Source organism: Enterobacter sp. DC4 (assembly GCF_000568095.1).
Taxonomy (GTDB): Bacteria; Pseudomonadota; Gammaproteobacteria; order Enterobacterales; family Enterobacteriaceae; genus Enterobacter; species Enterobacter pseudoroggenkampii.
Window position 1 is genome coordinate 206,869 of sequence record NZ_AZUB01000005.1, and the last position, 25,911, is coordinate 232,779.

General features: G+C 55.8%; 35 protein-coding genes and 1 tRNA gene. 28 read left to right on the forward strand and 8 right to left on the reverse strand.

Annotation, left to right across the window (positions count from 1 at the left end):
• Window positions 1–65: 65 nt before the first annotated feature.
• Window positions 66–641, reverse strand: coding sequence for a phage repressor protein CI (locus P349_RS08565; protein ID WP_032650305.1), 576 nt, complete (start codon window positions 639–641; stop codon window positions 66–68).
• A 227-nt stretch (window positions 642–868) separates the two neighbouring features.
• Here P349_RS08565 and P349_RS08560 point away from each other — a divergent pair, with 227 nt between their 5' ends.
• The 17 genes from P349_RS08560 to P349_RS08490 all read left to right on the forward strand — a co-directional run bounded on the left by P349_RS08560 (window position 869) and on the right by P349_RS08490 (window position 10,816).
• Window positions 869–1,207: a DUF5347 domain-containing protein gene (locus P349_RS08560; protein WP_032650303.1), complete on the forward strand. Its 339-nt coding sequence runs from the start codon at window positions 869–871 to the stop codon at window positions 1,205–1,207.
• Between the two features lie 68 nt (window positions 1,208–1,275).
• Entirely contained in the window at window positions 1,276–1,503 is a 228-nt protein-coding gene (locus P349_RS08555) for a DUF2732 family protein (RefSeq protein WP_032650301.1), read from the forward strand.
• On the forward strand, window positions 1,503–1,724 hold the full coding sequence (locus P349_RS08550) for a TraR/DksA family transcriptional regulator (protein ID WP_032650300.1): 222 nt from the start codon (window positions 1,503–1,505) through the stop codon (window positions 1,722–1,724). The genes P349_RS08555 and P349_RS08550 overlap by 1 nt, the downstream gene beginning before the upstream one ends.
• 1 nt (window position 1,725) lies before the next feature.
• Entirely contained in the window at window positions 1,726–3,915 is a 2,190-nt protein-coding gene (locus P349_RS08545; RefSeq protein WP_032650299.1) for a replication endonuclease, read from the forward strand.
• A gap of 109 nt (window positions 3,916–4,024) precedes the next feature.
• Window positions 4,025–4,465, forward strand: coding sequence for a DinI-like family protein (locus P349_RS26015; protein WP_024906437.1), 441 nt, complete (start codon window positions 4,025–4,027; stop codon window positions 4,463–4,465).
• Window positions 4,466–4,643: 178 nt separating this feature from the next.
• Window positions 4,644–4,847, forward strand: coding sequence for a tail protein X (locus tag P349_RS08540; RefSeq protein WP_024906438.1), 204 nt, complete (start codon window positions 4,644–4,646; stop codon window positions 4,845–4,847).
• Window positions 4,838–5,059 carry an HP1 family phage holin gene (locus P349_RS08535; protein ID WP_023309247.1) on the forward strand — a complete coding sequence of 74 codons (222 nt, stop codon included), beginning with the start codon at window positions 4,838–4,840 and terminating at the stop codon, window positions 5,057–5,059. Before P349_RS08540 ends, P349_RS08535 begins: the two co-directional genes overlap by 10 nt.
• Window positions 5,043–5,552 (forward strand): lysozyme, encoded by a 510-nt coding sequence (locus tag P349_RS08530; protein ID WP_032650298.1) that lies wholly within the window; start codon window positions 5,043–5,045, stop codon window positions 5,550–5,552. The genes P349_RS08535 and P349_RS08530 overlap by 17 nt, the downstream gene beginning before the upstream one ends.
• Complete coding sequence (lysB, locus tag P349_RS08525) at window positions 5,549–5,974, forward strand: Rz-like lysis system protein LysB (RefSeq protein ID WP_032650297.1); 426 nt, start codon at window positions 5,549–5,551, stop codon at window positions 5,972–5,974. Before P349_RS08530 ends, lysB begins: the two co-directional genes overlap by 4 nt.
• Entirely contained in the window at window positions 5,862–6,107 is a 246-nt protein-coding gene (gene lysC, locus P349_RS26845; RefSeq protein ID WP_230581841.1) for an Rz1-like lysis system protein LysC, read from the forward strand. The genes lysB and lysC overlap by 113 nt, the downstream gene beginning before the upstream one ends.
• Window positions 6,070–6,537, forward strand: coding sequence for a phage tail protein (locus P349_RS08520; RefSeq protein ID WP_032650296.1), 468 nt, complete (start codon window positions 6,070–6,072; stop codon window positions 6,535–6,537). The genes lysC and P349_RS08520 overlap by 38 nt, the downstream gene beginning before the upstream one ends.
• Before the next feature lie 112 nt (window positions 6,538–6,649).
• A complete protein-coding gene (locus P349_RS08515) occupies window positions 6,650–7,291 on the forward strand; it encodes a phage baseplate assembly protein V (protein WP_032650295.1) in 642 nt (213 codons plus the stop codon).
• Entirely contained in the window at window positions 7,288–7,638 is a 351-nt protein-coding gene (locus P349_RS08510) for a GPW/gp25 family protein (protein WP_032650294.1), read from the forward strand. The genes P349_RS08515 and P349_RS08510 overlap by 4 nt, the downstream gene beginning before the upstream one ends.
• Window positions 7,639–7,643: 5 nt before the next feature.
• Window positions 7,644–8,552 carry a baseplate assembly protein gene (locus P349_RS08505; protein ID WP_032650293.1) on the forward strand — a complete coding sequence of 303 codons (909 nt, stop codon included), beginning with the start codon at window positions 7,644–7,646 and terminating at the stop codon, window positions 8,550–8,552.
• Complete coding sequence (locus P349_RS08500; RefSeq protein ID WP_032650292.1) at window positions 8,545–9,153, forward strand: phage tail protein I; 609 nt, start codon at window positions 8,545–8,547, stop codon at window positions 9,151–9,153. The genes P349_RS08505 and P349_RS08500 overlap by 8 nt, the downstream gene beginning before the upstream one ends.
• Complete coding sequence (locus P349_RS08495; protein WP_032664155.1) at window positions 9,150–10,217, forward strand: phage tail protein; 1,068 nt, start codon at window positions 9,150–9,152, stop codon at window positions 10,215–10,217. Before P349_RS08500 ends, P349_RS08495 begins: the two co-directional genes overlap by 4 nt.
• Window positions 10,217–10,816 carry a tail fiber assembly protein gene (locus P349_RS08490; RefSeq protein WP_032650289.1) on the forward strand — a complete coding sequence of 200 codons (600 nt, stop codon included), beginning with the start codon at window positions 10,217–10,219 and terminating at the stop codon, window positions 10,814–10,816. The genes P349_RS08495 and P349_RS08490 overlap by 1 nt, the downstream gene beginning before the upstream one ends.
• A gap of 86 nt (window positions 10,817–10,902) precedes the next feature.
• Here the strand turns inward: P349_RS08490 and P349_RS08485 are convergent, their stop codons facing one another.
• Together P349_RS08485 and P349_RS25565 are read right to left on the reverse strand one after the other, a co-directional pair.
• On the reverse strand, window positions 10,903–11,097 hold the full coding sequence (locus P349_RS08485; RefSeq protein WP_032650290.1) for a hypothetical protein: 195 nt from the start codon (window positions 11,095–11,097) through the stop codon (window positions 10,903–10,905).
• Window positions 11,084–11,341 (reverse strand): hypothetical protein, encoded by a 258-nt coding sequence (locus tag P349_RS25565; RefSeq protein ID WP_232473032.1) that lies wholly within the window; start codon window positions 11,339–11,341, stop codon window positions 11,084–11,086. The genes P349_RS08485 and P349_RS25565 overlap by 14 nt, the downstream gene beginning before the upstream one ends.
• 155 nt (window positions 11,342–11,496) lie before the next feature.
• Here P349_RS25565 and P349_RS08480 point away from each other — a divergent pair, with 155 nt between their 5' ends.
• The 9 genes from P349_RS08480 to P349_RS08445 all read left to right on the forward strand — a co-directional run bounded on the left by P349_RS08480 (window position 11,497) and on the right by P349_RS08445 (window position 18,550).
• Window positions 11,497–12,090: a recombinase family protein gene (locus P349_RS08480; RefSeq protein ID WP_032650287.1), complete on the forward strand. Its 594-nt coding sequence runs from the start codon at window positions 11,497–11,499 to the stop codon at window positions 12,088–12,090.
• A gap of 58 nt (window positions 12,091–12,148) precedes the next feature.
• Entirely contained in the window at window positions 12,149–13,336 is a 1,188-nt protein-coding gene (locus tag P349_RS08475) for a phage tail sheath protein (protein WP_032650286.1), read from the forward strand.
• A gap of 11 nt (window positions 13,337–13,347) precedes the next feature.
• Window positions 13,348–13,866: a phage major tail tube protein gene (locus tag P349_RS08470; RefSeq protein ID WP_032650285.1), complete on the forward strand. Its 519-nt coding sequence runs from the start codon at window positions 13,348–13,350 to the stop codon at window positions 13,864–13,866.
• 56 nt (window positions 13,867–13,922) lie between these two features.
• Window positions 13,923–14,231, forward strand: a complete 309-nt coding sequence (locus P349_RS08465) for a phage tail assembly protein (RefSeq protein ID WP_024906448.1) — start codon at window positions 13,923–13,925, stop codon at window positions 14,229–14,231.
• A 32-nt stretch (window positions 14,232–14,263) separates the two neighbouring features.
• Entirely contained in the window at window positions 14,264–14,383 is a 120-nt protein-coding gene (locus tag P349_RS0124475; protein WP_023616176.1) for a GpE family phage tail protein, read from the forward strand.
• On the forward strand, window positions 14,376–16,649 hold the full coding sequence (locus P349_RS08460; RefSeq protein WP_032650283.1) for a phage tail tape measure protein: 2,274 nt from the start codon (window positions 14,376–14,378) through the stop codon (window positions 16,647–16,649). Before P349_RS0124475 ends, P349_RS08460 begins: the two co-directional genes overlap by 8 nt.
• A 17-nt stretch (window positions 16,650–16,666) precedes the next feature.
• On the forward strand, window positions 16,667–17,131 hold the full coding sequence (locus tag P349_RS08455) for a phage tail protein (RefSeq protein WP_024906449.1): 465 nt from the start codon (window positions 16,667–16,669) through the stop codon (window positions 17,129–17,131).
• On the forward strand, window positions 17,128–18,282 hold the full coding sequence (locus P349_RS08450) for a phage late control D family protein (RefSeq protein WP_032650282.1): 1,155 nt from the start codon (window positions 17,128–17,130) through the stop codon (window positions 18,280–18,282). The genes P349_RS08455 and P349_RS08450 overlap by 4 nt, the downstream gene beginning before the upstream one ends.
• A 67-nt stretch (window positions 18,283–18,349) precedes the next feature.
• The gene (locus P349_RS08445; protein WP_032650280.1) at window positions 18,350–18,550 is read left to right on the forward strand and encodes an ogr/Delta-like zinc finger family protein; all 201 of its coding nucleotides are present in this window, start codon (window positions 18,350–18,352) and stop codon (window positions 18,548–18,550) included.
• Between the two features lie 82 nt (window positions 18,551–18,632).
• Here the strand turns inward: P349_RS08445 and P349_RS08440 are convergent.
• Window positions 18,633–18,708: transfer RNA gene (locus tag P349_RS08440), tRNA-Ile, on the reverse strand.
• Window positions 18,709–18,833: 125 nt separating this feature from the next.
• Here P349_RS08440 and mug point away from each other — a divergent pair.
• A complete protein-coding gene (mug, locus tag P349_RS08435; RefSeq protein ID WP_032650278.1) occupies window positions 18,834–19,340 on the forward strand; it encodes a G/U mismatch-specific DNA glycosylase in 507 nt (168 codons plus the stop codon).
• A gap of 535 nt (window positions 19,341–19,875) precedes the next feature.
• On the opposite strand, the gene rpoD is transcribed toward mug, so the two are convergent.
• From rpoD to rpsU, 3 genes are all read right to left on the reverse strand, one after another.
• Window positions 19,876–21,723: an RNA polymerase sigma factor RpoD gene (gene rpoD / locus P349_RS08430; protein WP_023309228.1), complete on the reverse strand. Its 1,848-nt coding sequence runs from the start codon at window positions 21,721–21,723 to the stop codon at window positions 19,876–19,878.
• 153 nt (window positions 21,724–21,876) lie between these two features.
• Window positions 21,877–23,622 (reverse strand): DNA primase, encoded by a 1,746-nt coding sequence (gene dnaG / locus P349_RS08425; protein ID WP_023294585.1) that lies wholly within the window; start codon window positions 23,620–23,622, stop codon window positions 21,877–21,879.
• A gap of 115 nt (window positions 23,623–23,737) precedes the next feature.
• The gene (gene rpsU / locus P349_RS08420) at window positions 23,738–23,953 is read right to left on the reverse strand and encodes a 30S ribosomal protein S21 (RefSeq protein WP_001144069.1); all 216 of its coding nucleotides are present in this window, start codon (window positions 23,951–23,953) and stop codon (window positions 23,738–23,740) included.
• A gap of 236 nt (window positions 23,954–24,189) precedes the next feature.
• Here rpsU and tsaD point away from each other — a divergent pair, with 236 nt between their 5' ends.
• Complete coding sequence (gene tsaD, locus P349_RS08415; protein WP_032650276.1) at window positions 24,190–25,203, forward strand: tRNA (adenosine(37)-N6)-threonylcarbamoyltransferase complex transferase subunit TsaD; 1,014 nt, start codon at window positions 24,190–24,192, stop codon at window positions 25,201–25,203.
• 87 nt (window positions 25,204–25,290) lie between these two features.
• Here tsaD and ureG read toward each other — a convergent pair whose 3' ends face one another.
• Complete coding sequence (gene ureG / locus P349_RS08410; RefSeq protein ID WP_024906473.1) at window positions 25,291–25,908, reverse strand: urease accessory protein UreG; 618 nt, start codon at window positions 25,906–25,908, stop codon at window positions 25,291–25,293.
• Between the last annotated feature and the right edge of the window lie 3 nt (window positions 25,909–25,911).

Below are 25,911 nucleotides of genomic sequence, written 5' to 3' on the forward strand. Positions count from 1 at the left end.
ACACCGCGTGAATGCGGGGTTGGCTTTTTTATTGCACACAGGTGTTTTTGATTACCTGCACGCCATCAATTAACCTCACGATAGATCCCCACCACGCGTCCCACCGTTTTTATCTCGTCGATACCGCACTCAAACGGAACCTTGCCGCCCGCCACGTGGAGTTTTTTACCCGGCAGCAGCGTCAGGTCGCGGATGCTGGCGGTGCCTTCAATCTCAACCAGCCACAGGCCGTCGGTTAACGATGCGTCTTTTTCGATAAAGTGCAGCTTCCCCTCCGCCCGGACGGCGATGCCGCGCGCCAGCGGTTTGCTAAAGAAAGCAGAGTCGATACTCAAAATGGAATTTTCTTCCAGTCTCCCGTCACTGAGTGTGAATGTCGAAACTGAAACGGGATCGCCCGGCACGGGGTGACCTTCAAACTGCGCCCCTTGGCCGGTCATCAGCCAGCGAAGGCTGGCGCCGGTGTCCAGCGCGCACTGAACCGCAAAGTCGTAAGAGACGGTACCGCGCGCGTAGCGGTTCTGAAGCGAGCTGGCGGCGATATTAAAGTGCCGGGCCAGCTGGATTTTCTGCGTGAAACCATATACCTGACAGATTCTATCGAGTAACTCTTCATTATTCACTTGAGAATCTAAGATCAAAATATATTCCTTTGGGTGTTTACTAATACTCAATTGGGTATTAGTATCATTGCAAATTCGGGCAATCAGCGGCAGACGTTGGCAAACAGAGGCTAATGATTGCAGACAGTATCAAAATGGGAATCATGCAGCATGGCTTCTGAAATCGCAATCATCAAACGGTGGAAAAAACCGTGCTGTACCCGTTTTCAGCACATTAGCGTGCGTGAATTTATGCGAGGGGAGATATGGCGATAGAAGCTGCCCGTGCAAGGGTTCCACTTAGCGTGGGAGCGCGTCTTAACGGGCTTAACCACGTCGCTGAACTGCGCGCCCGATACGGGAGCGATAGCGGAAAAGAGCTGGCGCGGTTTATGGCCGAGCTGCGCGATAAGCGCGACCCCTATTTTGAGGAGAACTGCAGGGCACTGGCCGCCCTCTTTTTCCTGGCGAGATTGCCCGTCGCCCGTCATGAGTGCGATATCAGCGAGCTGACGACCGAAGAGAAACGGGCGCTGATTAACGCCATGAACCATTTTCGTGCTGTTGTGAGTTTATTTCCTGAACGGCTGACCATGCCGATATAACCCAACCCAAAAACTAATGGCGTAAACCCGCCGGGCATCCTTTTGCCTGAATTTAAGGAGAACGCGTGATGCGAAACAGTGAAAACCACCCTTATCCGATCGGAAGTGAAGAACTGAAACGCCTGCTGGCAGAGGCAAAAACGGAGGAACGATGCGCGCGAGCCCTCGCGGTCTCCCTGCGCCTGGAGGCGCTGGCGAGCCATATCTACAAAACCGGTATGAGCGGAGAGGACGTTGCCGAACTGCTGTGCCACGAGGCGGCCCGCTACGAGCGTGAATCACAGGAGCTGCACTGATGGCCGATTTTATCGATCTTGCCCAGGCGCGCGAGCAGGAAGACAGAGAGCGCCACATTAATCGCGCCCGCAGACGACCCGCATCGCCTTCGCGTTTCCTCTGCGAGGACTGCGAGGCGCCGATACCGGAGGCGCGCCGAATAGCGGTGCCTGGCGTAGCCCTGTGCGTCACCTGTCAGGAGATCGCAGAGATGAAAAATAAACACGTCCGGGGAGGATGAGTTGGCGACGTCATTTGCTTATCCGTGGAATGCCCCACGGTCGGCCATTGCCAGCCCTTATCTCACCCATGCCCAACAGCAGCGCCGCGATCGCTTCTTCGCGGCGCTGAAGCAGGCAAGAATGGCTCTTTCACAGCAGCCTGACTGCGTGCGTTTTGAGGTCTGGCGCGCGTTTGACGCCCTCGAACAGCATCGTGGCAGCCCGCAGGCTAACGCCTTTTTGATCCGCTTCTGCAAAAGAATGTTACCTCGCCTGCGGCGGGTCTCTGAACGCTATGCCTGCGCAGGTTTGCATGAAGCAGTCTCCCGAGCCGTGTTTGACGGCCATTTCGATACCCAGCTTCTGCAGTACCTTGCCTCGCGAATGGTCGAACTGGTTGCCCGCTATAACCGTCTGCCGGATATGTCCCGCGCGGACATCGACCTGCTGGCCGCCGATATCGCCAGCTTTATTCGCGGCGAGCTGGCGAATATTAACGATGCTGAGATGGGTGAATACCAGACGCTGTACGTCTGGTATCAGCGCGCCGGACTGATCGCCCGGCAGTTCAACGTGTCGCCTCCGCACTGGGAGCGCGTGTCGAAGACGTGTTTCGACAAAGATGACGTTGCCGCGGCGGTGATCCGCATGTTTTCCGAGGCGTGGTGGCGCGGGCGTCTGCGTCGGGTCGCGGCGGCCTGGCGCGAGCATTTGCAGATTGCCCTCGGCAACGTCAGCAAACGGAGAACGGCGTATGCGAGCAAACGCTGCGTGACCGAGTGGCGCGAGCAGAAGCGCCGCACCCGCGAATTTCTCAAGGGCATGGAGCTGGAAGATGAAGAGGGCAACCGCATTAGCCTGATTGAAAAATTCGATAGCTCGGTGGCCAACCCGGCGATACGACGCTGTGAACTGATGACCCGTATCCGCGGATTTGAAAATATCTGTGAGGCGCTGGGCTATGTGGGCGAGTTCTATACCTTAACCGCACCCGCGCAGTATCACGCGACGCTGAAATCAGGCTACCCCAACGCGAAGTGGAACGGGGCCAGTCCGGCGGATACGCAAGGCTACCTCACCCGGCTGTGGGCGCGCATCCGCGCAAAGCTCCACCGTGATGGGATCCGTATTTTTGGTATCCGCGTTGCGGAACCCCATCACGACGGTACGCCCCACTGGCACATGCTGATGTTTATGCTGCCGGAAGATGTCGAATGCGTTCGTCGGATTATTGGGGACTACGCGCGGCAGGAGGATGCCGCTGAGCTGCAGAGCGAAAGCGCCAGACAGGCGCGCTTTCACGCGGACGCGATCGATCCGCAGAAAGGCAGTGCTACCGGCTATATTGCCAAATACATCTCAAAGAATATCGACGGCTATGCGCTCGATGGCGAGACCGATAGCGAAAGCGGCGGGCTGCTGAAGGAGACGGCGTCCGCCGTGTCGGCCTGGGCGGGGCGCTGGCACATTCGCCAGTTTCAGTTTATTGGCGGCGCGCCGGTAACGGTCTACCGCGAGCTGCGACGTCTGGCGGATCCCGAGGCCGCGAGCGGTCTGAGCGTTGAGTTTGCTGCCGTCCAGGAGGCTGCCGACGCCGGCGACTGGGCGGGATACGTTACTGCACAGGGCGGCCCGTTTGTGCGTCGCGATGATTTACAGGTGCGCACCCTGTATGAGCCGGGTGCCGGGTTTAACCAGTACGGCGAGGAAACGGTCCGCATCCGCGGCGTGTACGATTCTGCCGTTGGCGCGGGCAGCCCAATTATAACCCGACTCACGCAGTGGAAAATTGTGCCGAAGCGGGCCGCGGATCTTAAGGACACGCCTGTATCCTCTCGGAGTTCTGTCAATAACTGTACGCAGACCGATCTTTCTCAACCCCTCAGCAGGCGTGCGAGGCGGGCGTTAACCGAACGCATCAAATTCATCCGCCCTGGCGCGTCGTCGCCCATCGTCTTCGCGAGCGACCCGCAGAACGGGGTTCCGGAGAAAGTAATCGATGAGATACGGCTCGCCACCGGAATCGCCATCAGCCGTGGAGAGGCCCTGCATCTTATGGCTGGCGGCGTTAGCCGCTTTAACGACAAATGGTGCAGAGGGGCAGCTGACGGATCGCTCTTTCCGGCAGCGCGTTCTTATCAGCACAAGGCGCGGAAAATCCTTGAACGTATTGGCTATTTAACGGATCTCTTTGCTCAGAGAGCCCGCTAATCTCCATCCATATCATGTACATACCGTGAAGGGTTCTGATTTTTCGCTTCACTCTTTTTATGAATACGTGCTACTGTATTTTTATACAGTATCTCGTGGTGGAGGTTGTGTGGACAGAGAGTTGAACGAGCAGGTCATGATTGAACGCGTCGAGATGATTGCGCGACTGACGACAGAAGGAACATGTCAGGAAAGAGATCGTGAGATTGCCCTGAATTTGATTGCTGAGATTGCGCGGGGAAATTTAATCAAGAACAACGCATTTACCGTTGTTTTCTCAGCATCGCCTGTTCCGGAACGAATCAAAAAAGAGGGTAACGTTCGGGTGAACATTACGCTCGATAAAGATCAGCAGATTGGCCATGCCGTCGTTGAAGCCTTTCAGTGCGAACTGACCCGCAGAATACGATCCCTGTTTCCGTCATCGCGGGTGAGCGTGAAAATAGGATCGGTGACGGGAGTCGAGCTCCAGGGGCTTGAAGGAGAGGCCGATCGCGAAATGCTGGATAATATTCTCCGGGAAGTCTGGGAAGACGAGAGCTGGCGTTAGCCCAGCGTCATAGCCCGAACGTACACCCTCATTCAGATTTTGCGCTTTCGTCGACCCACGCTTCGCTGCTTGTGGACGGTCTGTTGTGTCCGAGATTGTCCATCCGTCAGCGATAGCGAAAAGACCGCCGGCCCGGGAAACTCTACAGTACCTGGTAACCGGATGTTGGGAGCGTCTGATGAAGATCTATGCAATGCAGGGGGACACGCTTGATGCCGTTTGCGCCCGCTATTATGGGCGCACGGCTGGCGTCGTAGAAGCCGTTCTGAAGGCCAATCCTGGCCTCGCGGAGTCAGGCGTTATTTTGCCTCACGGCACGCCGGTAGAGATGCCGGAGGTGAATAGCGCCCCCACCAAAGAATCCGTAAACCTATGGGACTGAGCCTGGAGAAAATCACCACGGTTATCGCCTACTGGCTGGCCGTGGCGCTGGCCTGGTTCGGGGCGATGTCTCCTGAAAAGGTTGCGCTGTACGTGGGGAGCCTTTGCGCCATTTTTACCGCGCTGACGAATTACTGGTTTAAGCGCAAAACCTGGCGCTACCTCCAGTCTCTGGGCCTCGATAAGAAGAGCATTCGTGAACTCAATCATTAAGCGTTGCAGCGTCGCTGGCGTGCTGGCCCTGGCGGTGCTGATGCCTCACTTTCGATTACTGAAAACCTCCCCGGAGGGGCTGGCGCTGATTGCCGATCTCGAAGGATGTCGCCTCTCGCCCTACCGGTGCAGCGCTGGCGTATGGACGTCAGGCATTGGTCACACGGCAAACGTCGTGCCGACGCGGGACATTACCGAGCGTGAGGCCGCGGTAAATCTGGTCGCTGATGTGCTTAACGTTGAGCGTCGTCTGGCGGCGTGCGCGCCGGTGGAGATGCCGCCGCGGGTCTACGACGCGCTGGTGAGTTTTTCCTTTAACGTCGGCGCAGGCGCCGCCTGCCGTTCGACTCTGGTCTCCTTTATCAAACGTAAACAGTGGCCACAGGCGTGCGGGCAGCTTACCCGCTGGGTGTACGTCAACGGCGTCAAAAATACCGGGCTGGAAAACCGTCGTGTCCGCGAGCAGGCCTGGTGCATGAAGGGGCTGCCATGAGAGTCCTCATGCTGATGCTGGCCGGACTGCTGGCGATCGCGCTGTGGCTTCGTCATGACAACCAGACCCTGTCCCGTTCTTTAGCCACGGCCAACCGGGTCGCCAGCGAGCAAAAAACGGCCCTCGCCACGCTTAACCATCAGCTGTCCCTGTCGCAACGGATGGCCAGAGCAAATGAAAACGCCCAGGTCAGGCTCCGTGAGGAGCTTGTTACTGCGGGCGAGGAGAGGGCAAGACGGGAAGCGACTATCGGGAGATTACTCAATGAAAATGAAGCGTTACGCCGCTGGTATACCGCTCAGCTGCCTGATGCTGTCCGCAGGTTGCACACCCGCACCGCCTGTGCCTCCGCAGCCCATTGTTTACAACGCCTGCCCGAAGGTGAGCCGCTGCCCGATGCCGGGAAGCGAACCCGCCACTAACGGCGATCTCAGCGCCGATATTCGCAGGCTGGAATACGCCCTTATCGCCTGCGCGCTGCAGGTTGAAACCATAAAAGACTGTCAGGATAAACTCGATGCACAAACTCAAGAGCCTGCGTCAGGCATTAATTGACGCGATCCCCCAACTGAATGCCAACCCGGAGCGCCTGCAGATGTCGGTCGGCAGCGGCAATTTTGACGCCCGACTGGCCTCCTCGCTCTCCTTTGAAAAGCGGTATGCGCTGAACGCGAAGGTCAGCGGTTTCACCGGCGACAGCGAGGGATTTTTTGTCCCGGTACTGGCCTGGCTGCGGGAAAACCAGCCGGATATTTTTACCCTCGATGAAGGACGCAAAAACGGATACACCTTCACGATCGTCTTAAACGATGACGATACGATGGATATCACCATCAGCGTGCAATTGACCGAGCGCATTCTTGTCACTCAGGAGCAGGGCGCTCTGCACGCGACGTATTCCCCGGAGCCGCCGCTGCCGGAGCCCGTCACGCGTCCGAAGGCGTTGTACATCAACGGTGAGCTGGTCAGCCAGTGGGAGGATTAAGCTCCCCGAGCTGAAGGCCGCCAGCCGCCAGCTGTCTGGACCGCTTGTTGTATCATCCCGCAGAAAACCCCGTCTCGTTGCTGCCGTTCGTCCTGAACGGCATTCTCTTCTTATGAATACATTAACTTCCATGAACGGTATCGCTCGCGCGATCCGCAACCTGATTCGTATCGGTGTTGTGACCGACGTTGACCTCAACAGAGGCCTTTGTCGTGTCCAGACCGGCGGGATGAAAACCACCTGGCTGAACTGGCTAACCTGTCGTGCGGGACGTTCGCGCGTGTGGTGGGCCCCTTCCGAGGGAGAGCAGGTGCTGCTGCTGGCCATCGGCGGTGAGCTGGATACCGCCTTTGTGCTGCCCGGCATTTTCTCGGACGACCATCCGGCACCGTCCGGGTCACCTGACGCGTTCCACGTCTCGTTTCCGGACGGCGCTGTGATCGAGTACGAACCCGGGCGCGGGGCGCTGACGGTTGCAGGCATTAAAACGGCTGACATTACCGCCTCTGAATCGCTGACCGCCACCGTGCCGGAGGTACGGGTGACGTCAACGTCCCGCATCACGCTGGATACGCCTGAAGTGGTATGTACCAATAAGTTAATTACCGCCTCGCTGGAAGTGCAGAAGGGCGGGGTGATGACCGGAAATATTGAGCACTCCGGCGGTAAATTCACTTCCAACGGGGTGCAGGTGGACAACCACGCGCACGGCAGTGTGCAAAGCGGCGGAAGCTGGACTAAGGGGACACAATGACGGTGCGTTACAGGGGAATGAACAGGCAGACCGGGCTAAGCCTTTCAGAGTCTGACCATATCCGGCAGAGCGTGCGCGACATTCTGGTCACGCCGATTGGCTCGCGGGTCATGCGCCGAGATTACGGCTCGCTGCTGGCGGCGATGATTGACAGGCCGCAGAGCCCGGCGCTGCGCCTGCAGATCATGGCCGCATGCTATTCCGCCATCCAGAAATGGGAGCCGCGGATAAGCCTGACGGCCATCACTTTCGAACGTTCGGAGAACGACGGGACGTTGTATGTCGATATCACCGGCACGCGCCCGACCTCCGGACAATCCTTTTCTATCACCATTTCACTGAGTTAAACGCTATGGCTATTGTTGATCTGAGCCAGCTCGCCGCGCCTGATGTCGTGGAGGAGGTGGATTATGAAACGCTGTTGGCAGAACGAAAGGCCACCTTTGTCTCCCTCTATCCGGAAGAGGAGCGAGAGGCGATTGCACGGACGCTGACGCTGGAGTCAGAGCCGATTGTGAAGCTGCTGCAGGAGAACGCCTACCGGGAAGTCATCTGGCGCCAGCGGGTTAACGAGGCTGCGCTGGCTGTGACACTTGCCTATTCTGCTGGTCGTGACCTTGATGTTATTGCGGGAAACAATAATACCGAACGCCTGACCATCACCCCGGGAGATGACACTACCATTCCGCCAACGGCTGCCGTCATGGAGTCTGACGCTGACCTGCGACTGCGCGCCCAGCAGGCATTTGAGGGATTGAGCGTCGCGGGGCCGGTTGGAGCCTATGAATATCATGGTCGAAGTGCCGACGGACGGGTCGCTGACGTTTCGGTTGATAGCCCTCAGCCTGCATACGTGACGATTTCGGTGTTATCCCGTGAGGGTGACGGCACCGCTCGTCCTGAACTACTGGCGGTTGTTGAAAAAGCGCTTAACGCTGAAACCGTCCGCCCGGTCGGCGATCGTGTGACTGTTCAGTCAGCAGAAATTGTGCCTTACAAGATAAACGCAACACTCTACGTTTATCCCGGACCAGAGTCTGAACCCATCAGGCAGGCTGCAGAGCAAAGGCTGCAAAATTATATCAGCGCACAGCATCGCCTTGGACGCGATATCCGCCTGTCGGCCATTTATGCAGCACTTCACGTTGAAGGCGTGCAGCGCGTTGAACTGGAATCTCCCCACTCTGACATTGTACTGAGTAAGTCGCAGGCCTCGAACTGTACCTCGTATCAGATAGCGATCGGGGGTTCGGATGAGTGACAGGCTATTACCCGTTGGGTCCTCACCGCTGGAAATCGCTGCTGCCGCTGCGCTCTCGAATATTGAGCATGTGCCGGTACCGCTACGCACGTTATGGAACCCCAGCGCGTGCCCGGTGAATTTACTTCCCTACCTGGCATGGGCGCTGTCGGTAGACCGTTGGGATGAGGCGTGGCCGGAGAGCACCAAACGCAGCGTCATTATGTCCTCATTTTTCGTCCATCAGCACAAAGGAACCATCAGCGCATTGCGTCGTGTGGTGGAACCGCTTGGCTTTTTGATTGAGGTGCGCGAGTGGTGGCAGCTCGGTGAGGAGCCTGGCACATTCCGTCTGGTTGTCGGTGTGCTTGATAACGGCATCACTGACGAAATGTATCAGGAGCTTGAACGTCTCATTGAGGATGCCAAACCGGCAAGTAGACACATGACCGGGCTGGCTATCAGCCTGAGCTCAACGGGAGAGTTTTATGTCGGCGCAGGATGCTATCACGGCGATGCGCTGGCTGTTTACCCCTACACCACTGAGGAACTTATTGTCGGTGGTGATTATTACCCGGCCTCGGCCATCCATTTGATTGATAACCTGAGAGTGAACGCATGACCGCAAAATATTTTGCCATACTGACGAATCAGGGCGCTGCGCGGCTAGCTAACGCGACGGCACTTGGTACGCAACTCAACCTGACGCAAATGGCGGTAGGCGACGCTAATGGAACGTTGCCAACCCCCGATCCGGCGCAGACGAAGCTCGTCAACCAAAAACGCATAGCGCCGCTGAACCTGCTCGCTGTTGACCCTAATAATACCAGCCAGATCATCGCGGAACAGATTATTCCCGAGAATGAGGGCGGTTTCTGGATCCGAGAGATCGGTCTCTATGACGACGACGGCATTCTGATCGCCGTGGCTAATTGCCCGGAGACTTATAAGCCTCAGCTGCAGGAAGGCAGTGGTCGCACGCAGACCATTCGTATGATTCTGATTGTGTCGAGCACGTCATCAATTTCCCTGAAAATTGATCCGTCGGTTGTGCTGGCAACGCGCCAGTATGTTGACGATAAAGTTATTGAGGTAAAGGGCTACGCTGATGATCAGATGAAAAAGCACATTGCTGCTGATAATCCGCATAAACAGTACCCTTTAATCGCCAATGCGTTAAAAGAAATTGCCGATGCAGGGTTGAGTGCTGAGGTTCTCAAAAACCTTGGTTTGGGGGAAGGCTCCGCGCTGCCTGTTGGTGTACCCGTTCCATGGCCATCAGCAACTCCACCGGCAGGGTGGCTTAAATGCAACGGAGCGGCGTTCACCGCCTCACAGTATCCCAAACTTGCACTGGCTTATCCTGCACTCAGATTACCTGATTTACGTGGTGAGTTTATCCGTGGCTGGGATGACGGGCGAGGGATTGACGCTGGTCGTGGGCTGCTGTCATTCCAGGAAGGTACTATTGTTTCGGGCTTTGATGACAATGATACGGGAGATATCAGCTCAATCGGGTCTGCTGCCTATGGGTTCGGCGATGTAATGACCGCAGCACAATGGGAAAACATTAAAGGAAAAAAATGGATAGGTAGTCCGGCAAATTCGCAGCGTTACGATTGGTGGGCTTATGTTTCAGCCCGCCCCCGTAACATCGCATTTAACTACATCGTGAGGACCGCATAATGGTGATGGCAAAATTAAGCAGTGAACATATCGCCATTATGGCCGGTGAGATTACTGTGTTTAATTATGACGGAGAGACGGGTGAATATCTTTCTTCATCCGTTGAATATTTAGCGGAAGGTGTAGGCATTCCAGCCTTATCATGTATTGATGCGCCTGGAGAATCTAAAGAAGGTTTTACCATTTGTCGCACCTCTGACTTAAGCGCATGGGAGTACCTCGCCGATCATCGCAGTGAAACTGTATACAACACGAAGACAGGTCAACGAGTCACGATTTCCCTGCCGGGTGATTATCCGAAAGATACGACTACAGAAGCCCCTGGTACGCCATATGATAAGTGGAGTGGCAGCGGGTGGATAACCGACGTAAAAGCGAAACACTCTGCGGATGTGGAAAAGGCTGAACAGCAGAAAACCGCATTACTGGCTGAAGCGTCTGCAATTATCGCACCATTAGCAGATGCTCAGGTTGGAGGCTACATTGACGATGCAGATATTCCACGTCTGACTGAATGGCAGCGGTACCGTTATAAACTAACTAAGATTGATACCGGCACTGCTCCGAATCTTTACCTTCCACCAAAACCCGAGGTATAGGTCATCCAATATCAGGTGCTTTTGATGTATCAATAATCATCAGCAGCACCTGATATTTTCAGCATTCAGCCAGGAAACGTATTCATTTATTCGTTGCCAGATATCTCATGGCTAATTTCCATAAGAGTTGGCTCACCTTTTTCATTGACTTCAAGCCGCATTCCCTCAGGTATTTCCCGCATTGTGAAAAACCAGTTATCTTCAGGGAGCTCTATAGCACCAACAGTATCGTGGAAACCATGAATGACCTCCGTCATCGTGATCGGATTAAATAGGCGCATAGTAAACTCTCCACGAAAAACCATTATTTGATGGGGCACCCGTTGCGGCCATTGTGCAACGAGCTTTGAAACCGATATTTGTTGTTAAAGCATCAATGATCATTGATGAATGAGCAAAGTTGGGCGCTGTGCCAGGATCAGCAGAGAGACGTTCGGCAATGCTGATATAGCGGCTTATACCTGGTAGCGCAATTGGGTAATTAACGGTTGCCAGGCCGTTATCAAGGATTACACCATACCCCATAACCTCAATGGCTCCGTCCGACCATATTACCCAAGCTCCATTTGCGTTACTTCCTCGACTGGTTACGTATTTAGCTCCTCCCAAACCAAGGTTTTCGAAAATGCGTGTTTATCCATTAAATGGCATGATTTCCGGTTTTGACGGAGAGAAATACCATGCTTATTGGATACATACGCGTGTCAACAAATGAACAAAACACCGCCTTACAGCGTGACGCGCTGCAGCGTTCAGGATGTGAGCTCATTTTTGAAGATAAAATCAGCGGTAAATCGACAAACAGACCAGGGCTCAATCGTGCTCTCAGACAGCTGAATGCGGGCGATACTCTCGTTGTATGGAAACTCGATCGGCTCGGGCGCAGTATGCGCCACCTTGTTTCAATGACCGAGGAACTACGCCAGCGAAGCATTAACTTCCGCAGTTTGACTGACAGCATTGATACCTCAACGCCAATGGGGCGTTTCTTCTTCCATATTATGGGAGCGCTTGCTGAAATGGAGCGTGAACTCATTGTCGAGAGAACGTGCGCCGGGCTGGCCGCAGCGCGGGAACAGGGACGTATTGGTGGCCGACGCCCTAAATTGACGCAGGAGGAATGGGCTCAGGCTGGAAGACTGATTGCTGCCGGAGAATCCCGGCAGCGCGTTGCGTTAATTTTTGATGTGGGTGTTTCAACGCTTTATAAAAAATTCCCCGCCACGGTAATCGGACAATCGTTGTGCCAGCGGCCGCTGGACAGGGATGGTTAGCTCATAGCAAGCCCAGCCGCGACAATATCACTCACCAACTAACCAAGGAGTTAAACGGATGAGTGATTTTCACCACGGCGTGGAAGTTATCGAAATCAACGATGGCACCCGCACCATTTCCACCGTCTCGACGGCAATCATCGGTATGGTCTGTACGGCCAGCGATGCTGACGACAAGACATTTCCTTTAAACGAGCCCGTGCTCATTACCAACGTGCAAACTGCGATTGCGAAAGCCGGCAAGGCGGGGACGCTGTCCGCTTCTCTGCAGGCGATTGCCGACCAGTGTAAACCGGTTGTTGTCGTTGTTCGCGTGGCTGAAGGCACCGCAGAAACCCCGGAAGAGGCGCGCAAACAGACCGTTTCCAACATCATCGGTACCACCGACGAAAACGGCAAATACACCGGCCTGAAGGCGCTTCTGACTGCGAAAACGGTAACCGGCGTTAAGCCACGTATTCTCGGCGTTCCGGGGCTGGATTCTCAGGAAGTGGCGACCGCACTGGCCGCGATGTGCCAGAGCCTGCGCGCGTTCGGCTACGTCAGCGCATGGGGCTGTAAAACCATCTCTGACGCGATCAACTACCGCAAAAACTTCAGCCAGCGCGAGCTGATGGTTATCCATCCTGATTTTCTGGCATGGGATACCACCACGAACGCAACGACGACGGCCTGGGCAACCGCCCGCGCGCTTGGCCTGCGCGCCAAAATCGACCAGACAATCGGCTGGCATAAAACCCTGTCAAACGTTGGCGTCAACGGCGTTACGGGTGTAAGCGCCTCTGTCTCCTGGGATCTGCAGGAACAGGCTACCGATGCGAACCTGCTTAACCAGGCGGGCGTCACCACGCTGATTCGCAACGACGGCTTCAAATTCTGGGGTAACCGTACCTGCTCTGACGATCCGTTATTCGTCTTTGAAAACTACACCCGTACCGCGCAGGTGCTGGCCGATACCATGGCGGAAGCGCACGCGTGGGCGATGGATAAACCCATCACGCCAACGCTTATCCGCGACATCGTTTCCGGTATTAATGCCAAGTTCCGCGAGCTGAAAACCAACGGCTATATCGTCGACGGCTCCTGCTGGTATGACCCTGAGTCTAACGATGCATCAACCCTGAAAGCGGGGAAACTGTATATCGATTACGACTACACCCCTGTCCCGCCGCTGGAAAATCTGACCCTGCGCCAGCGCATCACCGATACCTATCTGGCAGACCTGTCAGATTCGGTTAATAGCTAAGGAGCTCCAGCATGGCGTTACCACGCAAACTTAAGTACCTGAATATGTTCAACGATGGCCTGAGCTATATGGGCGTTGTTGAGTCTGTGACCCTACCGAAGCTTACCCGCAAGCTGGAGAAGTATCGCGGCGGCGGTATGCCGGGCTCGGTCTCTGTCGACCTCGGTCTGGACGATGATGCCCTGGCGCTGGAGTGGACCGTTGGCGGTCTGCCGGACGCCGCGCTGTGGGCGCAGTATGCCTCTCCGGGCGCGGACAGCGTGCCGCTGCGCTTTACCGGCTCTTATCAGCGCGATGATACCGGCGAAATCTCCGCCGTCGAAATCGTCATGCGCGGCCGTCATAAAGAGTTCGATGGCGGTGAAAACAAGCAGGGCGAGAGCGGCACCACCAAGATGTCCACCGAGTGCGTGTACTACCAGCTGACCATTGATGGCAAAGAGATCATCGAGATCGACATCATCAACATGGTGCTGAAAGTCGACGGCGTCGATCGTCTGGCAGAACACCGTAAGGCCATCGGCCTGTAACCCTTTAACCGGCCGGGATTACCGGCCGGTGAGTTAACTTTCTGAAGAGTAACGAAATGGAAAATATCAACGAGACCGCCATGCACGAAAGTGAAAACCCACATATCGTCACGCTTGATAGCCCCGTTCAGCGCGGTGAGCAAAAAATTGAACAGGTGACGGTTTCTAAACCCAATGCGGGAACCCTGCGCGGGGTATCGCTGGCGTCGCTGGCGCAATCCGACGTTGATGCGCTGATTAAGGTGCTGCCGCGAATGACCTCTCCGGCGCTGACCGAGCATGAGGTTGCGCGCCTGGATGCCTGCGATCTGCTCTCTTTTGCAGGTAAGGTGATCGGTTTTTTGTCACCGGCTTCGGCTCGCTGAAATTTCCAGAAAATCTGTCGGTCGACGATCTGATGGCGGATATCGCGGTGATCTTTCACTGGCCGCCGTCAGAACTGTACTCCCTGAGCGTGACCGAACTCCTCTTATGGCGCGAAAAAGCGCTGCAGCGAAGCGGAAACCACCATGAGTAATAATGTCAGTCTTCAGGAGCTGCTTAAGGCAGTCGACCGGGCAACCCGACCACTTAACGCTCTCCATAACGCCAGCGTCACTCTCGCAAGCGATATCCACGATTCGCAGACGGCGCTAGGGGCGCTTGATGAGCAGGCGGGGCGTATTAACGGCTTCAGGAAAGCAAATGCCCAGCTCTCCGTGACGGAGCAGTCGCTTGCACAGGCGAAACAACAGGCAGCGGCGCTGGCGGTGCAGCTTAAAAACACGCAAAACCCTACCCAGGCACAGGCTGATGCGCTGTCCGCAGCCCGAAAATCGGCGGCTGACCTTAAGCTTGAGTACAACAGCTTACGCTATTCGGTACAGCGCCAGCGCACTGAACTCGCCCAGGCGGGAGTCAACACGCGTACGCTCTCGTCTGATGAGCGTCGTTTACGAACTCACATCAGCGAAAAAACGCAGCAGCTTAACCGACAGCGGGATGCGCTGGCCCGCGTCAACCAGCAGCAGGAGCGGCTGAGTACCGTTCAGAATCGCTACGAGTCAGGCAAACGCGTTACCGCGCGGGTGCGCCAGCTTGCGAATACGGGTGTGGGCATGGCCAAAGCGGGCTTTGACCAGACGTCCCGGTTTATGGCGCCAGGCATCAGCGTTGAAAAGCAGATGTCGGCCATTCAGGCAAACCTTGGCCTGTCGAAGGGGGATTCCCGGCTTGAGGCGATTCGCCAGCAGGCGCGGGAGGTCAGTGCCAGGACCGGAGTACCTGCAGATACGGTCCTTCGGGCACAAACCGAACTGACTCGTTCAGGCTATGACGCCGATGGGTTGCTTGCGGCCACCGCGCCAACGGTCAACCTCAGCCTGGCGGGGAATGTCGACGCGGTTAAAGCGGCCGATATGATCGCCAGCACGCAGGCCGCGTATAGCCTGGCCGATGCGGATGCGGGACGCATCGCAGATGTGCTTACACGCGGTTTTACCTCTTCGAATACCAGCCTCGCTGAGATGGTGGCGGCCGTCACCTCTGCAGCGCCCGCTGCGGATGCCGCCGGTATGGGGCTTGAAGAGACCACCGCGCTGCTGGGCGTTCTGGCGGAAAAAGGGATGAAAGGCGCCGCCGCCGGGGACGCGCTCAGCGCGATGTTGCGCCATGTTCAGACTCCGGATGCCATAAAAGCCTCGGGGGCGCTGGCTTCCGCCGCGGGTGATGGATCGCTTGATGAAAAACGCCAGCAGTTGCGGGGGGCGAAGGGCAGTACCGCGCTCGCGGCTTCCGTGCAGACCGATAATCTTGACGGCGATATCAACCGACTCCAGGCCGCGTGGAACGGGTTGAAGATTGATGTATTTGATAAAGCGGATGGCGCTCTGCGTAACCTGATAACAACCGCAACCGGCTGGCTTGGCACGGCCTCCCTTTGGGTGAATGCCAACCCTGAGCTAACGCAGACCCTCGCCAGCGTAGTTGTCGGCGCGCAGGCGTTTGCTGGCGTACTGGGTGGCGTAGGCACGGTTCTCGGCCCGGTTCTGACGGGCGTCAATATGGTTATCACCGCGGCCGGGATGTTAGGAACGGTATTCAGCGTGGTGGGCGGCGCCATCATGACGGTGCTGGGCGCACTTAGCTGGCCGGTGATTGCCCTTGGCGCGGCGATTGCCGCCGGCGCCTTACTGATTTTCAAGTACTGGGAGCCCATCAGCGCCTTCTTTGGCGGAGTGATGGAAGGGCTTTCAACGGCTTTCGCACCGCTGGGTGTGCTGTTCTCACCGGTGATGACGGTATTTGACGCTATCTCGGAGAAGCTGGGCGGTATCTGGCAATGGTTCACCGACTTAATCACGCCGATCAAGGCGACGCAGGAAACGCTGGATGGCTGTAAAAACGCTGGCGTGATTTTTGGACAGGCGCTGGGTGATGCGTTAATGGCACCGCTTAATCTCTTTAACAGCCTGAGCGGCAAGGCCAGCTGGCTGCTGGAGAAACTCGGTCTTATCAAAAACGAGTCGGGTAATCTCGATGCCGCGGCGGAAAAAGCAGGCGCGACATCCTCTTCTGCGGGCAGTTCGTCCATTCCGGTGGCGGGGATCTCGGGCGTCGGCCTGGGGTATCAGCCAACCCTCGTGCCGGGAGGACGCTCTTACGTCGATCAGAGTAAAAGCGAATACAACATCACGCTGCAGGGGGGCACGGCCTCAGGAACGGATCTGACGCGTCAAATCCGGGAGACAATAGATAGCATTGAACAGGATAAAGCGAGACGGCAGCAAGCCAGTTTTATGTAAGGTTGAGGAGAGAGAAAATGTTAATGGTGCTGGGTCTGTTTGTCTTTGAACGACGAACCTTACCCTATCAGACAATGCAGTTTACAAAGGATTATCGCTGGGCGTCCAACAATCGGATCGGGAAACCTAAAGCCTGGCAGTACCTTGGCGAAGGCGAGACATCTTTTACCCTCTCCGGACTGCTTTACCCGGAGCTCACGGGAGGGCGGCTTTCCCTTAAGGCGGTCGAGCTGATGGCTAATGAGGGGAGGGCATGGCCGTTGATAGACGGAACCGGCATCATTCACGGCATGTTTATCATTGAGAAAGTCACGCATACGCATTCGGATTTTTACAGTGACGGTACTGCCCGAAAAATTAATTTTACGCTGGAACTGAAACGCGTGGACGAATCGCTGATGACGATGTTTGGCGATCTGAGAACACAGGCCGAAGAGCTGGTGACGAGCGCACGTAATAGCATTGGAGGGCTGGTGGGATGATCACCGAAATGAATATCCGGGCGGGTGGGAAAATCGCCCCTGATTTTATGCTTAAGCTTGACGATCGCGATATCACACAAAATTTCAGCCATCGTCTTATCAGTCTGAGCATGATCGACAAACGTGGACTGGAAGCCGATCAACTGGATATTCAACTGGATGATTCCGACGGGCTGCTAGACTTGCCGGCCCGGGGGGCAAGGCTCTCCTTATGGCTGGGATGGGAGGGAACCCCGCTCCAGCCGAAAGGGAACTTTACGATCGATACAATTGAATTTCGGGGCGCGCCGGACACGCTGACCATTCGGGGATGCAGTGCTGATTTTCGTGGAAAGCTAAACGTGCGGCGCGAACAGTCGTGGCATGACACGACGATCGGCGCGATAGTCAATACTATCGCTCAGCGTAACCAGTTAACTGCCAGCGTTGCGGCGGGACTTTCATCGATTGCTATTTCTCATATCGATCAGTCTCAGGAGACCGACGCTGCGTTTCTCACCCGCCTGGCCGAACGTAATGGTGCCTTTGTTTCAATCAAAGCCGGCAAGGTTATTTTTATGAAAGCGGGGCACGCCGTGACGGCCAGCGGCACGCCGATCCCCTTAATGATGATTGAGCGTGGTGACGGCGATAAGCACCTTTTTTACGTTGCCGATCGTGAAAACTATTCCGGCGTGACGGCCAAATGGCTGCAAACGCGCGACCCAAAACAGCAAAATACTCAATTGAGTATTAATCGTCTACCTGAGGGGCAAGCGACAGAGGGGCTGCAACACCCGGATGCCGCCGTGCCGATTGCAGAACCAGGAGGCAAGGAGCAGAAGCCGCAAGAGAGGCTGGTGGGATCGGCGGAAAACGTATTTGAGCTCACCACGGTGTATGCCTCTGAAGAGCAGGCTCTCAGGGCCGCAGAGGCGAAGTGGCGCGCGCTGCAGCGGGGTACCGTGAATTTCTCTATCCAACTGGCGCTGGGGCGAGCCGATTTGTACCCCGAAACGCCGGTATTGGTAAACGGTTTTAAACGCGTTATTGACGAGCAGGCGTGGATCATCCGCGAGGTGGTGCATACCCTCAACGATAGCGGATTTACCACGCAGCTTAAGCTTGAACTGAATGCCACTGACGAAAAATTTACTGTTGATAGTGAGTAATACAGTTGCTATTGGTTTTATTTTGGGTATTATTGATTCACAAAATGTGAATCAAGTGGAGGGGTACATGTTTCATTGTCCTAAGTGCAAGCACTCTGCGCATGCGCGTACCAGTCGCTATCTAAGTGAAAATACCAAAGAGCGCTATCACCAGTGCACCAATGTGGACTGCAGCTGTACGTTCGTGACGATGGAGTCCGTGGAGCGCCTGATTGCGACCCCCGGTGTTTCTGAACGTGTCCAGACGGCTTCGCTGAATCAGGGTTAGCGGCTGCGTCACCGGCTCAAAAAAGCCAATAAAAAAGCCACTCAATCGAGTGGCTTAATCATATGATTCTACTGCTAAAATTTGGTGGCCCCTGCTGGACTTGAACCAGCGACCAAGCGATTATGAGTCGCCTGCTCTAACCACTGAGCTAAGGGGCCGTGGCGGTGAATTATAAAGTAACTCCCCGCAGCAATCCAGCCATTCACACCTGCCTGCTGTTTTTATAAACAACGCATAATCAATCCTTTATACTTCCCTGACGATGTATCGAGCGGGAGTAAAGATGATCAACGATATTCTGGCCCCAGGCCTGCGGGTGGTGTTCTGCGGAATCAACCCGGGCAAGTCCTCGGCGCACACCGGTTTTCACTTCGCCCATCCGGGCAATCGCTTCTGGAAGGTGATCTACCAGGCCGGGTTTACCGACAGGCTACTCAAGCCCGAAGAGGAGCAGCATCTGCTGGACACGCGCTGCGGGATCACCATGCTGGTTGAGCGGCCTACGGTGCAGGCGAGTGAGGTCAACCTGCATGAGCTGCGCAGCGGCGGGCGGGAGCTGATCAAGAAGATAGAGGATTATCAGCCGGCCGCGCTGGCGATCCTCGGCAAGCAGGCCTACGAGCAGGCGTTTAGCCAGCGCGGAACGCAGTGGGGCAAACAGAGCATCATGATTGGCGTGACGCAGGTATGGGTGCTGCCAAATCCAAGCGGGATCAACAGAGCGACGCTGGATAAGCTGGTAGAGGCGTATCGGGAGCTGGATGAGGCGCTGATGGTGCGGGGGCTTTAGGGGCCTCTGCGGGCTGATGCCTTCACCCTAATCCTCTCCCACAGGGCTGAGGGTTCCCCAGTAATTTTCCCTGAAGCGATGAACGTTGCTTCAGCAAAATTAATAACTTACAGCGACGCCCTGGTCCGGCTGTAAATCGCCGAAGCGTTTCCGTAAGGCCGGGGCGAGGCGCAGGGATGCGCCGAGAGGGCGTGGCCTGCAGGGATGCAGGCTCATGCCCGACCCGATAGCCTGAAGGAATAAGCTGAGGGCACCGCGAAGCGGCGATTTACCGCCGGGAGCCCGGTTCGCAAGGGTGGTGGCGACTGAGCCACCCTGGCACGTTCACTGGTCATGTCGTTACAGAGTAGCAAGGAACATAAAGTGAACGGAATGACCACCACAGCCGTAGGTTCCCCCTCACCCCATCCCTCTCCCTCAAGGGAGAGGGGGTCGTCCGTGCAGCCATTATTTTGAGGGGATCCCACATCCCACAGGGAGAAGGAATAAACAAAAAAAAAGCTCCCGATTGGGAGCTTTTTGCTGTTTACCTGGATTAGTCGTCCAGGAAGCTACGCAGCACTTCAGAGCGGCTTGGATGACGCAGTTTACGCAGCGCCTTCGCTTCGATCTGACGGATACGTTCGCGGGTAACGTCGAACTGTTTACCCACTTCTTCCAGCGTGTGGTCGGTGTTCATATCAATACCGAAACGCATACGCAGGACTTTCGCTTCACGGGCGGTCAGGCCAGCCAGAACGTCGTGCGTTGCGGCACGCAGGCTCTCGGTGGTTGCAGAGTCCAGCGGCAACTCGAGGGTGGTATCCTCGATGAAATCACCCAGATGTGAATCTTCATCATCACCGATTGGTGTTTCCATGGAGATTGGCTCTTTGGCGATCTTCAGCACTTTACGGATCTTGTCTTCCGGCATCAGCATGCGCTCGGCCAGCTCTTCCGGCGTCGGCTCGCGGCCCATCTCCTGCAGCATCTGGCGGGAAATACGGTTGAGCTTGTTGATGGTCTCAATCATATGCACCGGAATACGGATGGTGCGCGCCTGATCCGCGATGGAGCGGGTGATCGCCTGACGGATCCACCAGGTTGCGTAGGTGGAGAACTTGTAACCACGACGGTATTCAAACTTATCTACCGCTTTCATCAGACCAATGTTGCCTTCCTGAATCAGATCCAGGAACTGCAGACCACGGTTGGTGTATTTCTTGGCGATAGAGATAACCAGACGCAAGTTCGCTTCAACCATCTCTTTCTTCGCACGGCGGGCTTTCGCTTCACCGATGGACATACGACGGTTGATATCTTTAACCTGCTCGATGGTCAGGCCGGTCTCTTCTTCAATCTGATGCAGTTTCTGCAGGCCGCGATGCACATCGTCCTTCACGTCGTGCAGTTTTTCAGACCATGGCTTGTTCATCGCGATAGCCGCGTTGAACCAGGTTTCGCTGGTTTCGTTGCCGGTGAAGAGGGTGATGAAGTTCTTCTTCGGCATTTTGCACTGCTCAACACACAGCTTCATGATGATGCGTTCCTGGGTACGTACGCGATCCATCATCACGCGCATGCTGTTTACCAGGTAGTCGAACTGTTTTGGCACCAGGCGGAACTGTTTGAATACTTCAGACAGTTTCAGGATCTCTTCCTGTGCGGCAGCATGGCTGCGGCCTTTCGCTTTGATGGTGTCACGCGTCACTTCGTACTGGGTACGCAGCTCGGCAAACTTCTCACGCGCCAGCTCCGGGTCGATGCTGTTGTCATCATCCGCGGTGTCGTCGTCGCTCTCTTCCTCATCTTCGTCTTCGTCATCATCCATCTCTTCCTGAGACAGTTCAGAACCGACGTGAGTGGCGGTAGGCGCCATATCTTCTTCAGCGTTCGGGTCGACAAAACCGGTGATCAGGTCAGACAGGCGCGCTTCTTCCGCTTCAACGCGATCGTACTGCTCCAGCAGATAGGTAATCGCTTCCGGGTACTCGGCAACAGAGCACTGAACCTGGTTGATCCCGTCTTCGATGCGTTTTGCGATGTCAATTTCGCCTTCGCGGGTCAACAGTTCAACGGTACCCATTTCGCGCATGTACATGCGGACCGGGTCAGTGGTACGCCCGATTTCAGATTCCACGCTGGACAGTACCTGTGCAGCAGCTTCTTCCGCATCTTCGTCAGTGTTGTTGGAGGTTTCAGCCAGCAACAGATCATCGGCATCCGGTGCTTCTTCCATCACCTGAATGCCCATGTCATTGATCATTTGGATGATGTCTTCGATTTGATCTGAATCGACGATATCTTCCGGCAGATGGTCATTGACCTCGGCATAGGTCAGATAGCCTTGCTCCTTACCACGTTGGACAAGAAGTTTCAGCTGTGACTGCGGGTTTTGCTCCATAAGACGGTATCCACACTTAATTCGTTTGATTGGTGTCGGCGATGGGGCTGCCAACCTTTAAAGCGAGGGCGTACTTATATTTTTGCCGCTGCCTCTCAGTGCGGCTGCCGGGGGCTTCCCGATCGATATTCGGCACTTAAGCCGTTAAATTTTTTATTTCTTCGCCAGTTCCTGGTTAATCATCCAGAGCTCCCGGCGTTCTTCGCTGCTTAAACCGTGTGTGCGCTCGCGAGCTATCAACTCTTCCTGGCGCAGCTCAAGCATCGAATCAAACATATGGTTGAGTGAGTCGGTGAACGTTTTTTCTGCAATATCCTTATCTGCTATATCGTCCCACATCGACAATTTTTCAAGGGTAGCGGCCTCTTTTGTGCCGCGATAATGTTCTAAAAGTTGTCCGGTGGTCAGACCTGGCTGTGATAAACACGTGTTGACCAGTTCTGAAAATAAGCCAAGTCCGGGCAATTTTTCGTGGTTCAAACCCGCCAGCGACGGCACCTGTGGCGCCAGTTCCGGGTTTTGCACCAGTAACCCTATCAGTATACGCATGGTTGTGCGTTTTAGCTGAGGCGCGGGGCGAACCGCGCCGTTTTCAGCCTGTTTAGGCATTAAACGTTCAAGCTGGCTGTCATCCAGAATGCCGAGCTTGTTGCCTAACTCCTGACGCAGATAGATGCGCAGCGTTTCGCCGGGCACCTGACTGATTAACGGCAGCGCCAGCGTGCTGAGCTGCGCGCGCCCGTCAGGGGTACTCAAATCGACCTGCGGCATCAGGCTGTTAAACAAAAACGTGGAGAGCGGCTGAGCCTGCTCCATCCGCGCTTCAAACGCCGCTTTGCCCTCTTTACGCACCAGCGTATCCGGGTCTTCACCGTCGGGCAGAAACATAAAGCGTAGCTGACGCCCGTCGGTCATATAGGGTAGCGCGGTTTCCAGCGCGCGCCAGGCGGCATCGCGTCCTGCGCGGTCACCGTCGTAACAGCAAATCACGTTGTTGGTCACGCGGAACAGCAGTTGAATGTGATCCGCTGTCGTGGACGTTCCTAACGACGCAACCGCGTAGTTGATGTCGTACTGCGCCAGTGCCACGACGTCCATATAGCCTTCGACGACCAGAAGACGCGGAGGTTCCGCGTTATCCTGCTGCGCCTCATAAAGACCGTAAAGCTGGCGGCCTTTATGGAAAATATCGGTTTCCGGGGAGTTGAGGTACTTCGGCAGGGCATCACCCAGCACGCGACCACCAAAACCAATTACCCGGCCTCGCTTGTCGCGGATTGGGAACATCACCCGTTCGCGGAAGCGGTCGTAGCTTCGTCCCTGGTCGTTGGTGACCAGCATGCCTGCATCGATGAGAGACTTACGATCTTCGCTATTGCCGCCAAAACGCTTTAACACGTTGTCCCAGCCGGGCGGGGCGTAGCCAATAGCGAAACGCGCAATGACATCGTCGCTCAGTCCGCGCTTGTTCAGATACTGACGCGCAGGCTCAGCCGCAGAGTGCTTAAGAGACTGTTGGTAAAACGAATTCAGGCCATCCATCAGTTGATACAGCGTTTGCCGTTGATGGCGCTCGATCTGACTTGGCCCACTGCCTGCTTCATACGGCACTTCAAGGTTATGCATCGCCGCCAGCTCTTCGACGGTTTCAACGAACTCGAGCTTGTCGTAGTTCATCAAAAAATCAACGGCATTACCGTGTGCGCCACAGCCGAAGCAATGGTAGAACTGCTTTTCACCGTTTACGGTGAAGGAGGGGGTTTTTTCGTTATGGAACGGACAGCACGCATGGTAGTTCTTGCCCTGCTTTTTCAGCTTTACCCGCGCGTCGATGAGATCGACGATGTCGGTTCTGGCAAGCAGGTCATTGATGAAAACGCGTGGGATTCTTCCGGCCATATGCCCCAAAATTTTAAGCGACTTATAAACGAAAACAAGCCGCGCATTCCTTCCGGAAGCACGGCCTTACGACTATTACTCTGTCTGTCAATTGAGGGCTGAGGCCCTCAACCAATTAGTACAGACGAGTACGGCGTGCGTTTTCGCGAGCCAGTTTCTTCGCGTGACGTTTCACAGCGGAAGCTTTAGCGCGCTTACGTTCGGTCGTTGGTTTTTCATAAAACTCACGACGACGAACTTCAGCCAGAACACCTGCTTTCTCGCATGAACGTTTGAAGCGACGCAGTGCTACGTCGAACGGCTCGTTTTCACGTACTTTAATTACCGGCATGTAACTCTCACCTTTAATAAATTCGGTTTGCCGCTGGCATCAACGCCAGCTTATTTCAAAATGGTGCGGAATTTTACTGCAAATGCTGCTGCTTTGTAAAGCACCGATGCGATTTTGAAAGGGACTTTAATAAGGGTGAGGAGTATACACGAGCCTTCTTCCTGGGGCGAACAAAGTTTTACATCAACCCGCCCAGGCTCTACACTGCGCGGTATTGAAACGAGGTAAAACAAGTCATGCGTGTACTGGGTATTGAAACATCCTGCGATGAAACCGGCATCGCCATTTACGACGACGAAAAAGGGCTTCTGGCCAACCAGCTGTATAGTCAGGTGAAATTGCACGCTGACTACGGCGGCGTCGTGCCTGAACTGGCCTCTCGTGACCACGTGCGTAAAACGGTTCCCCTGATTCAGGCGGCGCTAAAAGAAGCAGGATTAACGGCAAAAGAGATTGATGCAGTGGCGTATACCGCAGGCCCGGGCCTGGTCGGTGCGCTGCTGGTTGGCGCAACGGTTGGCCGTTCGCTGGCATTTGCGTGGGATGTGCCGGCGATCCCGGTTCACCATATGGAAGGGCACCTTCTGGCGCCGATGCTGGAAGAGAATCCGCCTGAATTTCCGTTTGTGGCGCTGCTGGTCTCCGGCGGCCATACGCAGTTGATTAGCGTCACGGGCATTGGCAAGTACGAGCTGCTGGGCGAGTCGATCGACGATGCCGCCGGTGAAGCGTTTGACAAAACCGCCAAGCTGCTGGGGCTGGATTACCCTGGCGGCCCGATGCTGTCGAAAATGGCGTCACAGGGAACGGAAGGACGCTTTGTCTTCCCGCGCCCGATGACCGACCGTCCGGGGCTGGACTTCAGCTTCTCCGGGCTGAAAACCTTCGCGGCCAACACGATCCGCAATAACGATGATAGCGAGCAGACCCGCGCCGATATCGCCCGCGCGTTTGAAGATGCGGTGGTGGATACGCTGATGATCAAGTGCAAGCGCGCGCTGGATCAGACCGGCTTCAAGCGTCTGGTGATGGCGGGCGGCGTGAGCGCCAACCGTACGCTGCGCGCGAAGCTCGCCGAGATGATGCAAAAGCGTCGCGGGGAAGTGTTCTATGCCCGTCCGGAATTCTGTACCGATAACGGGGCGATGATCGCCTACGCGGGTATGGTGCGCCTGAACGCTGGCGCAACGTCCGACCTGAGCGTGTCCGTGCGTCCGCGCTGGCCGCTGGCGGAACTGCCTGAGGCGTGAGTTTTTTTGTCCGGTGGCGCTGCGCTTACCGGGCCTACGGTTTTGTAGGCCGGGTCAGGCGAAGCCGCCACCCGGCAACAAACCGCACTACACCCGCAGCATCCCTTTCTCTTCCAGAAACGCAATAATCGTCGCTAAACCGTCCCCCGCCTTCAGGTTGGTAAAGGTCCATGGACGCTCGCCGCGCATGCGGTTGGTATCGCGCTCCATCACCTCCAGCGACGCACCGACGTACGGCGCGAGATCGGTTTTGTTGATCACCAGAAAATCGGATTTGGTGATCCCCGGCCCGCCCTTGCGCGGGATTTTTTCCCCTTCGGCCACGTCGATCACGTAGATGGTCAGATCCGCCAGCTCCGGGCTGAACGTCGCGCTCAGGTTGTCCCCGCCGCTTTCCACGAAGATCAGATCCAGATTGCCGAACTTCTCGCTTAACGCCTCCACCGCCGCCAGGTTCATTGAGGCATCTTCACGGATGGCGGTATGCGGACAGCCGCCCGTCTCCACGCCCACGATGCGCTCCGGTGCCAGCGCGCCCGCCTCGGTCAGAATGCGCTGATCCTCTTTGGTGTAGATATCGTTGGTCACCACCGCAAGATGATAGGTATCGCGCATCGCCTTGCAGAGCGCTTCCAGCAGCGCGGTTTTGCCCGACCCTACCGGGCCGCCTACGCCCACGCGCAGGGGATGTTTGTAATCAGCCATATT

Excerpts from the sequence above, each read along its gene's own strand:
- P349_RS08560 (WP_032650303.1), top strand. The coding sequence starts at position 869 with ATGGCGATAGAAGCTGCCCGTGCAAGGGTTCCACTTAGCGTGGGAGCG.
- P349_RS08555 (WP_032650301.1), top strand. The coding sequence starts at position 1,276 with ATGCGAAACAGTGAAAACCACCCTTATCCGATCGGAAGTGAAGAACTG.
- P349_RS08550 (WP_032650300.1), top strand. The coding sequence starts at position 1,503 with ATGGCCGATTTTATCGATCTTGCCCAGGCGCGCGAGCAGGAAGACAGA.
- P349_RS08540 (WP_024906438.1), top strand. The coding sequence starts at position 4,644 with ATGAAGATCTATGCAATGCAGGGGGACACGCTTGATGCCGTTTGCGCC.
- P349_RS08535 (WP_023309247.1), top strand. The coding sequence starts at position 4,838 with ATGGGACTGAGCCTGGAGAAAATCACCACGGTTATCGCCTACTGGCTG.
- lysB (WP_032650297.1), top strand. The coding sequence starts at position 5,549 with ATGAGAGTCCTCATGCTGATGCTGGCCGGACTGCTGGCGATCGCGCTG.
- lysC (WP_230581841.1), top strand. The coding sequence starts at position 5,862 with ATGCTGTCCGCAGGTTGCACACCCGCACCGCCTGTGCCTCCGCAGCCC.
- P349_RS08520 (WP_032650296.1), top strand. The coding sequence starts at position 6,070 with ATGCACAAACTCAAGAGCCTGCGTCAGGCATTAATTGACGCGATCCCC.
- P349_RS08515 (WP_032650295.1), top strand. The coding sequence starts at position 6,650 with ATGAATACATTAACTTCCATGAACGGTATCGCTCGCGCGATCCGCAAC.
- P349_RS08510 (WP_032650294.1), top strand. The coding sequence starts at position 7,288 with ATGACGGTGCGTTACAGGGGAATGAACAGGCAGACCGGGCTAAGCCTT.
- P349_RS08505 (WP_032650293.1), top strand. The coding sequence starts at position 7,644 with ATGGCTATTGTTGATCTGAGCCAGCTCGCCGCGCCTGATGTCGTGGAG.
- P349_RS08500 (WP_032650292.1), top strand. The coding sequence starts at position 8,545 with ATGAGTGACAGGCTATTACCCGTTGGGTCCTCACCGCTGGAAATCGCT.
- P349_RS08495 (WP_032664155.1), top strand. The coding sequence starts at position 9,150 with ATGACCGCAAAATATTTTGCCATACTGACGAATCAGGGCGCTGCGCGG.
- P349_RS08490 (WP_032650289.1), top strand. The coding sequence starts at position 10,217 with ATGGTGATGGCAAAATTAAGCAGTGAACATATCGCCATTATGGCCGGT.
- P349_RS08485 (WP_032650290.1), bottom strand. The coding sequence starts at position 11,097 with ATGCGCCTATTTAATCCGATCACGATGACGGAGGTCATTCATGGTTTC.
- P349_RS25565 (WP_232473032.1), bottom strand. The coding sequence starts at position 11,341 with ATGGGGTATGGTGTAATCCTTGATAACGGCCTGGCAACCGTTAATTAC.
- P349_RS08480 (WP_032650287.1), top strand. The coding sequence starts at position 11,497 with ATGCTTATTGGATACATACGCGTGTCAACAAATGAACAAAACACCGCC.
- P349_RS08475 (WP_032650286.1), top strand. The coding sequence starts at position 12,149 with ATGAGTGATTTTCACCACGGCGTGGAAGTTATCGAAATCAACGATGGC.
- P349_RS08470 (WP_032650285.1), top strand. The coding sequence starts at position 13,348 with ATGGCGTTACCACGCAAACTTAAGTACCTGAATATGTTCAACGATGGC.
- P349_RS08465 (WP_024906448.1), top strand. The coding sequence starts at position 13,923 with ATGGAAAATATCAACGAGACCGCCATGCACGAAAGTGAAAACCCACAT.
- P349_RS0124475 (WP_023616176.1), top strand. The coding sequence starts at position 14,264 with ATGGCGGATATCGCGGTGATCTTTCACTGGCCGCCGTCAGAACTGTAC.
- P349_RS08460 (WP_032650283.1), top strand. The coding sequence starts at position 14,376 with ATGAGTAATAATGTCAGTCTTCAGGAGCTGCTTAAGGCAGTCGACCGG.
- P349_RS08455 (WP_024906449.1), top strand. The coding sequence starts at position 16,667 with ATGTTAATGGTGCTGGGTCTGTTTGTCTTTGAACGACGAACCTTACCC.
- P349_RS08450 (WP_032650282.1), top strand. The coding sequence starts at position 17,128 with ATGATCACCGAAATGAATATCCGGGCGGGTGGGAAAATCGCCCCTGAT.
- P349_RS08445 (WP_032650280.1), top strand. The coding sequence starts at position 18,350 with ATGTTTCATTGTCCTAAGTGCAAGCACTCTGCGCATGCGCGTACCAGT.
- mug (WP_032650278.1), top strand. The coding sequence starts at position 18,834 with ATGATCAACGATATTCTGGCCCCAGGCCTGCGGGTGGTGTTCTGCGGA.
- rpoD (WP_023309228.1), bottom strand. The coding sequence starts at position 21,723 with ATGGAGCAAAACCCGCAGTCACAGCTGAAACTTCTTGTCCAACGTGGT.
- dnaG (WP_023294585.1), bottom strand. The coding sequence starts at position 23,622 with ATGGCCGGAAGAATCCCACGCGTTTTCATCAATGACCTGCTTGCCAGA.
- rpsU (WP_001144069.1), bottom strand. The coding sequence starts at position 23,953 with ATGCCGGTAATTAAAGTACGTGAAAACGAGCCGTTCGACGTAGCACTG.
- tsaD (WP_032650276.1), top strand. The coding sequence starts at position 24,190 with ATGCGTGTACTGGGTATTGAAACATCCTGCGATGAAACCGGCATCGCC.
- ureG (WP_024906473.1), bottom strand. The coding sequence starts at position 25,908 with ATGGCTGATTACAAACATCCCCTGCGCGTGGGCGTAGGCGGCCCGGTA.